At 49.0% G+C, this 7,387-nt stretch carries 6 protein-coding genes; 3 read left to right on the forward strand and 3 right to left on the reverse strand.

The features are described 5' to 3' along the window. Window positions 1-13: 13 nt before the first annotated feature. The 3 genes from AC1DUO_RS19070 (at window position 14) to AC1DUO_RS19080 (ending at window position 1,939) form a co-directional block, all read left to right on the forward strand. Window positions 14-478, forward strand: a complete 465-nt coding sequence (locus AC1DUO_RS19070) for a phage tail protein (protein ID WP_015689614.1) — start codon at window positions 14-16, stop codon at window positions 476-478. Continuing rightward, entirely contained in the window at window positions 475-1,638 is a 1,164-nt protein-coding gene (locus AC1DUO_RS19075) for a phage late control D family protein (RefSeq protein WP_477988348.1), read from the forward strand. The genes AC1DUO_RS19070 and AC1DUO_RS19075 overlap by 4 nt, the downstream gene beginning before the upstream one ends. An 82-nt stretch (window positions 1,639-1,720) precedes the next feature. Further along, window positions 1,721-1,939: a DNA-binding transcriptional regulator gene (locus tag AC1DUO_RS19080; protein WP_015689616.1), complete on the forward strand. Its 219-nt coding sequence runs from the start codon at window positions 1,721-1,723 to the stop codon at window positions 1,937-1,939. Window positions 1,940-2,356: 417 nt separating this feature from the next. Here the strand turns inward: AC1DUO_RS19080 and pflB are convergent, their stop codons facing one another. The 3 genes from pflB to AC1DUO_RS19095 form a co-directional block, all read right to left on the reverse strand. Then, on the reverse strand, window positions 2,357-4,639 hold the full coding sequence (gene pflB, locus AC1DUO_RS19085) for a formate C-acetyltransferase (RefSeq protein ID WP_013574828.1): 2,283 nt from the start codon (window positions 4,637-4,639) through the stop codon (window positions 2,357-2,359). Between the two features lie 75 nt (window positions 4,640-4,714). Next, window positions 4,715-5,572 carry a formate transporter FocA gene (gene focA, locus AC1DUO_RS19090; protein WP_013574829.1) on the reverse strand — a complete coding sequence of 286 codons (858 nt, stop codon included), beginning with the start codon at window positions 5,570-5,572 and terminating at the stop codon, window positions 4,715-4,717. A 498-nt stretch (window positions 5,573-6,070) separates the two neighbouring features. Beyond that, window positions 6,071-7,387 (reverse strand): YcaO-like family protein (locus AC1DUO_RS19095; protein WP_477988346.1); only part of this gene is annotated, 1,317 nt, incomplete at its 5' end.

The raw sequence follows: 7,387 nt of genomic DNA on the forward strand, positions 1-7,387 counted from the left end.
GAGGATTTTACGCATGATGTTAACGCTCGGATTATTTGTGTTTCAGCTTCAGACCGTCCCTTATCAGAGCCTGCAACGCAATGTTGATTACCGCTGGCCGTCAAATAGCCGTGTTGGCCAGCGTCCCGCGCTGCAATTTCTCGGTGTGAATGAGGAAAAAATTACCCTGTCAGGGGTGCTGATGCCGGAAATTACCGGCGGGCGCATTTCCCTGCTGGCGTTACACCTCATGGCCGACGAGGGGAAAGCGTGGCCGCTGCTGGAGGGAACCGGCACCATTTACGGTATGTTTGTGGTGAACAGCATCAGCGAAACGCACACTGAGTTTTTTTCTGACGGCAGCGCGCGCAGCATCGAGTTTTCCCTGACCCTGACCCGCGTGGATGAGTCTCTGACGGCGATGTTTGGTGATTTGCAGACGCAGGCTAACGGGTTGCTGAACAAAGCCAGTTCAATGGTGCCGGGGGTATGGTCATGATCACCGGTATGACACTTGATGCCGGGGCGAAAGTGGCACCGGCGTTTATGCTGACGCAGGCGGGTCATGACATCACGAAAGATATCAGTACCCGGCTGTTATCCCTGACGCTCACGGATAACAGAGGGTTTGAGGCCGACCAGCTCGACATTGAGCTGGACGACAGCGACGGTCAGGTGGAAATGCCGCCGCGCGGTGCGGTGCTTTCGCTGTTTTTAGGCTGGCAGGGTTCGGCGCTCATAGGCAAGGGGAGCTTTACGGTTGATGAAGTAGAGCACCGGGGCGCGCCGGATACGCTGACCATCCGGGCGCGCAGCGCAGACTTTCGCGGAACGCTCAATTCACGCCGTGAAATGTCTTACCATGACACTACGCTCGGTCAGGTGGTGGCGCAGGTGGCCACACGTAACAACCTGACTGCAAGCGTTGCCGCGCCACTGGCCGCAATCCCTGTCCCTCACATTGACCAGTCGCAGGAGTCTGATGCCAAGTTTTTAACCCGGCTCGCTACGCGCAACGGGGCCGATGTGTCGATAAAAGCCGGTAAGCTGTTATTTCTCAAAGCCGGGAACGCCACCACCGCCAGCGGTAAAGCCATTCCGGCGATGACCATCGAGCGCGCCGACGGTGACCGGCATCAGTTTGCCATTGCTGACCGGGGTGCATATACCGGCGTCACGGCGAAATGGCTGCATACCAAAGACCCCAAGCCGAAAAAGCAGAAGGTTAAAATTAAACGCAAACCCAAGGTGCAGCACCTGCGCGCGCTGCAACATCCCAAAGCCAAGCCGGTGAAAACCACCGCCGCTGCTAAAACGCCGGAAGCCAAAGAGGGCGAATATATGGCCGGTGAAGCGGATAACGTTTTTGCGCTGACCACCACTTACGCCAGTAAAACGCAGGCCATGCGCGCAGCGGCGGCGAAGTGGGATAAATTACAACGGGGCGTGGCGGAATTCTCGCTAACGCTGGCGATGGGGCGCGCTGATTTATTTCCTGAAATGCCGGTTACCGTCAGCGGGTTTAAGCGTGTCATAGACGATCAGGCGTGGGTGATCACTAAGGTGGTGCATTCACTCAGTAATAACGGCTACACGACGTCCCTAGAGCTTGAAGTAAGGCTTTCAGGGGTGGAGTATGAGAGCGAAGAGGAAGAATGATTTATCTGATTAACTAATTGTTTTATATGTATTTAGTGGCTAGAATCGCTGCATATTAAAGCGATTCGTTGAGGTGATGATCATGTTCCATTGTCCAATTTGCAAACATGCGGCGCATACCCGTTCCAGCCGTTACCTGAGTGAGAACACCAAAGAGCGATACAATCAGTGTCAGAACATCAACTGCGGACATACCTTTAAGACGATGGAGTCATTCGACGGCTCAATTATGAAGCCGGGACATATCAATGCGGTGTTGCCTCATCCTACCTCACACGGTCAACAAACCTTCCTGATGTAATCGTAGAAACAGAAAAGCCCCGCAAATTAAAATGCGGGGCTTTTTTGTCGTTAAATCTCGAAATGGTCAATATGTGGACATGGTTTGAAATAAATCCTTATATTTCAATTAAATAAACCCTAAATTATGTCACCTTGAACTGACATTGCGGGTTATTCTCCATAGTGACCAATAAATAGCAGTCTACATGTGCGGATGCTGGCCTGGCAGAGATAAACTGGAAACCACAGGTTTATGATACCAGACAATCAATAAGGTTGATTGTCAGCAATGGCGGTACTGCTTTGCCAGAAGTCCACAACGTATAGCGCTCTGGCAAAACAGACTGTCGTACAGACAGTGCGGGCAGGGAGGGATGAAACAAAGGCTCCACATTGTGGAGCCTTTTTTATCAGACCAGATTACAAGGTTGAATTATTACAGGGACTTGGTGAAAGTACGGGTAATAACGTCTTGTTGCTGTTCTTTAGTCAGTGAGTTGAAACGCACTGCGTAGCCAGAAACACGAATGGTCAGCTGAGGATAGTTTTCAGGATGTTCCATCGCATCTAACAGCATTTCACGGTTCATGACGTTCACGTTCAGGTGTTGACCACCTTCGATGGACGCTTCGTGGTGGAAGTAACCATCCATCAGACCCGCAAGGTTGGCTTTACGCACATCATCGTCTTTACCCAGCGCATTTGGCACGATAGAGAAGGTATAAGAAATACCATCTTTCGCGTAAGCAAACGGCAGTTTAGCAACGGAGGTCAGAGAGGCAACCGCACCTTTCTGGTCACGACCGTGCATTGGGTTAGCACCCGGGCCAAACGGAGCACCAGCACGACGACCATCTGGAGTGTTACCTGTTTTCTTACCATAAACCACGTTAGAGGTGATGGTCAGAACAGACTGAGTTGCTACAGCGCCACGGTAGGTACGCAGTTTCTGAATTTTCTTCATGAAACGTTCTACCAGGTCACAAGCGATGTCATCTACGCGAGAATCGTTGTTACCGAACTGTGGATATTCGCCTTCAATTTTGAAGTCTACAGCCAGGCCGTCTTCGTCACGGATGGTGCTAACTTTTGCATATTTGATAGCAGACAGGGAGTCAGCAGCAACTGACAAACCTGCGATACCACATGCCATGGTGCGATAAACATCGCGGTCATGCAGAGCCATCAGCGATGCTTCGTAGCTGTATTTGTCATGCATGTAGTGAATGATGTTCAGCGCAGTCACGTACTGTTTAGCCAACCAGTCCATGAAGTGATCCATGCGATCCATGACTTTATCAAAGGTCAGCACTTCATCCATCATTGGTGCTTCTTTAGGACCAACCTGGATTTTCATTTTTTCATCAACGCCGCCGTTGATTGCGTACAACATGGTTTTCGCCAGGTTTGCACGAGCGCCGAAGAACTGCATTTGTTTACCCACAACCATTGGGCTCACACAACAAGCGATAGCATAGTCATCGTTGTTGAAATCAGGACGCATCAGATCATCGTTCTCATACTGTACAGATGAGGTATCGATAGACACTTTCGCTGCGTACTTTTTGAAGTTCATTGGCAGCTTTTCTGACCACAGAATGGTCATATTTGGCTCTGGTGAAGGTCCCATGGTGTACAGGGTATTCAGGAAGCGGAAGCTGTTTTTGGTAACCAGAGTACGACCATCAACACCCATACCAGCCAGGGATTCTGTCGCCCAGATTGGGTCACCGGAGAACAATTCATCATATTCAGGGGTACGCAGGAAACGCACCATACGCAGTTTCATAACCAGGTGGTCAATCAGTTCCTGAGCTTGTTCTTCGTTCAGTTTGCCTGCTTTGATATCACGTTCGATGTACACGTCAAGGAAAGTAGAGACGCGGCCAAAGGACATCGCAGCACCGTTCTGAGATTTAACGGCAGCCAGATAACCGAAGTAAGTCCACTGAACAGCTTCTTGTGCAGTTGTTGCAGGACCAGAGATATCGCAGCCATATTTAGCAGCCATTTCTTTAATCTGACCCAGAGCACGGTGTTGTTCTGAGATTTCTTCACGCAACTGGATGGTCATTTCCAGGTTTACGCCATTTTCCAGGTCGTCTTGCAGAGACTGGAATTGGGCGTATTTGTCGGCCATCAGGAAGTCGATACCATACAGCGCGACGCGACGGTAGTCACCGATGATACGGCCACGACCATAGGCATCTGGCAGACCGGTCAGCACACCAGATTTGCGGCAGTTCAGGATGTCTTTAGTGTAAACATCGAAAACACCCTGGTTGTGGGTTTTGCGGTAATCAGTGAAGACTTTTTTCAGTGCCGGATCCAGTTCACGACCGTAAACTTTACATGAACCTTCCACCATTTTGATGCCGCCGAAAGGGATCAGGGCACGTTTCAATGGCGCGTCAGTTTGCAGACCAACGATGGTTTCCAATGATTTGTTGATGTAGCCGGCATCGTGAGAGGTGATGGTAGAGGCAACGTCGGTATCGAAATCTACTGGAGCCTTAGTACGGTTCTCCAGTTTGATACCATCCATTACTTTATCCCACAGGGTGGTTGTCGCTTGGGTAGCGCCAGCCAGGAAKGACTCATCACCTTCATACGGTGTGTAGTTCTTCTGAATGAAATCACGGACGTTTACGCCATTCTGCCATTCACCAGCACTAAAACCCTGCCATGCGTTGGTCAATTTTTCATTGAGCTTGGACATTTTGCACCTACCTTCTAATTTGGATTTCTTTAAAAATCACGTGTAAAACTGTCGTAACAAGACTGCCACATTGTTTCAGTGGTGTTTCTCATCGCGAAGATATATGACCCAGTACGTTAACCCTACCAGCAAACCACCCCCAATGATGTTACCGATGGTCACAGGGATGAGATTGTCTATGATAAAGTTAGGGATATTCAGCTCTGCGAATTGTGCCGGTGTTGCCCCGACAGCCTGCCAGAATTCTGGTGTCGCAAAATTTTTCACTACGATGCCTAAAGGGATCATGAACATGTTAGCAATGCTGTGTTCAAAGCCGCTGGCGACAAACATGCCGACCGGTAAAATCATAGCGAACATTTTATCCATCAGACTGCGGCCGGAGTAACTCATCCATACCGCCAGGCAAACCATCAGATTTGCGAGGATCCCCAGACATACGGCTTCGATAAATGTGTGATGCATTTTATGATCAGCAGTTTGCAGAACGTTCAGTCCCCACAAACCGTTATCAACCATGTATTCACCGGAGAACCAAATCAGAGCCACAAAGAATAAGCAGCCGACCAGGTTACCAATATAGACATTGACCCAGTTGCACGCCAATTGCCCCCAGGTGATTCGACCGCTGGCTTTCGCAATGACGATAAGTACAGTGGACGTGAACAGGTCCGCACCACATACGACAACCAGCATAAGACCCAGAGAGAAGCAGATGCCCCCAACCAGTTTTGCAAGGCCATAAGGGACGGTACCGGTGCCTGTAGTGGCGGTGATATAAAAAGCAAAAGCAATAGAAATAAAGACGCCAGCAGTAATGGCTAAAAAGAATGTTTTTAACGGCTGTTTGGTGGCTTTATAAACGCCAGCATCTTCAGCAATTTTCGCTGTCGCGGCGGGTAAAATGAGATCGAAGGGGTTGTCAGCTTTCACATTAACTCTCTTATTCAGGGCTATGCACTGCGCAACGAGATACTAGCAAAGCAGTATAACGTAAAAATTGACGTGGATCATATGAGGGGGTTTTTGGTGGTTTTTAATGGACTGCTAAAGGGGTGGTTTTATGGGTAATTAATTGAAAATAAACGAATAAAAAGATTTTAATTTTTGCAAATAAAGTTGAGAAAGCAAGCGTTTATTTTCAGATTTCAGTTAATACAAAGGATTCAGTGTTAATAAATATCGTTATTTTGATTTTATAAATTTCACTTTCAATTAACTTATAAAATAATTGCTATATTTTTCTCGCAAAAATGACAAGCGGGTATTATTTCGCGCGGAATTACACGTCATTTTGATGGTCGAGTCAAACTTTTGCGGACAAATACAGCAGCAGAAGCTTAGGATTTATAGTGAACTGATAGCGAATTTATAAACAAAAAAACCGACAGGAAATCCCGTCGGTTTTAATCGCTTCAAAGTGTCAGTGAATCAGGCTTTCGACCAGTGACGACGTTTGGCGACTTGCAGCTTTTCGTATGCACCAAGCAGCGCCTGATGGGCTGGCAAGGCTTTCAGCTCAGGGTCGACTGCAAACAGACTGTGGAAACGGACTTCTCCACTGATGGCCGCCGAAGCATCCTCAACTGCTTTCTGACCATACATTTTTACAAAAGCATTGTAGTACTGGGCTGGCTCGCGATCTTCTTCCAGAGACAACTGGAGCAGGGTTTGCAGGCAACGGTAATAGTTGTTGCGCTCATCGCTGTACACCGAGGAATTGAACTCATGCGCCCATTCAGCCCAGGTCAGCGCCTGATCCAAATCACCACCGGCAAGAGCCAGCATAGATTTCAGCTCACCGACACGCAGCGTGTACCAGCCGTTGTCTTTGCCGCTGGCGATCCCCAGCAGTTCGCGAACGCGGGTAAAGTCATCCAGACCTTCATCGTCGAGTTGAGTGATCATCTCAAGATAGGTTTCTTTTGGCAGATCGCTGCCCGGCAACGCCAGCAACTGATCACGCAGATGCGCGCCCATGCTGTTATTCGCCAGCAATAAATCTTCGGCAGGATAAATGTCAGACATGCCCGGAACGATAATGCGGCAGGCGTATACATCCAGATGTTCGTAATCGGCGATATACACTTCAGCATCTTCTTTATCGAAGATAGCCATCAGTGTCGCAAACTCTTCTTCAGTGGTACCGCTGAAACTCCAGTCTGCAAACGGATAGTCTGCGTCTTGTTTGAACATATTCCAGGAAATCAGACCGCTTGAGTCGATGAAATGGGTTTCAAGGTTAGCGTGTTCAGCCACTTCTTCGTCGTCAAAAGTAGGCGCCGTGAAGACATCCAGGTCTTTCAGACTGCGGCCTTGCAACAGTTCAGTCACGGTACGTTCCAGTGCGACGCCAAAATCAGGGTGTGCACCAAAGGACGCGAAACAGGTGCCGTTCGCCGGGTTGAACAGAACCACGCAAATAACCGGATAATTGCCGCCCAGCGAGGCGTCATAAGAAAGAATAGGGAAACCTTCTTCTTCCAGTTTGGCGATGGCTTCCACCACCCCAGGATAGCGTGCCAGAACGTCAGAGGGGATTTCAGGCAGGCTGATAGATTCTGCAATGATGCGGTTTTTGACATAACGCTCGAAGACTTCTGATAACCCCTGAACCCGCGCTTCATTGGCGGTGTTACCCGCGGACATCCCGTTGGAAACGTACAGGTTGCCGATGATATTCATCGGAATATAGACGGTTTGCAGATCGGACTGACGGGTAAATGGCAGAGCGCAGATACCACGATC

The sequence above is a fragment of the Rahnella sp. P4_A8 genome (assembly GCF_056402435.1).

What these genes read in the sequence shown, in the direction of transcription:
- AC1DUO_RS19070 (WP_015689614.1), top strand. Translation starts at nt 14, where the DNA reads ATGATGTTAACGCTCGGATTATTTGTGTTTCAGCTTCAGACCGTCCCT.
- AC1DUO_RS19075 (WP_477988348.1), top strand. Translation starts at nt 475, where the DNA reads ATGATCACCGGTATGACACTTGATGCCGGGGCGAAAGTGGCACCGGCG.
- AC1DUO_RS19080 (WP_015689616.1), top strand. Translation starts at nt 1,721, where the DNA reads ATGTTCCATTGTCCAATTTGCAAACATGCGGCGCATACCCGTTCCAGC.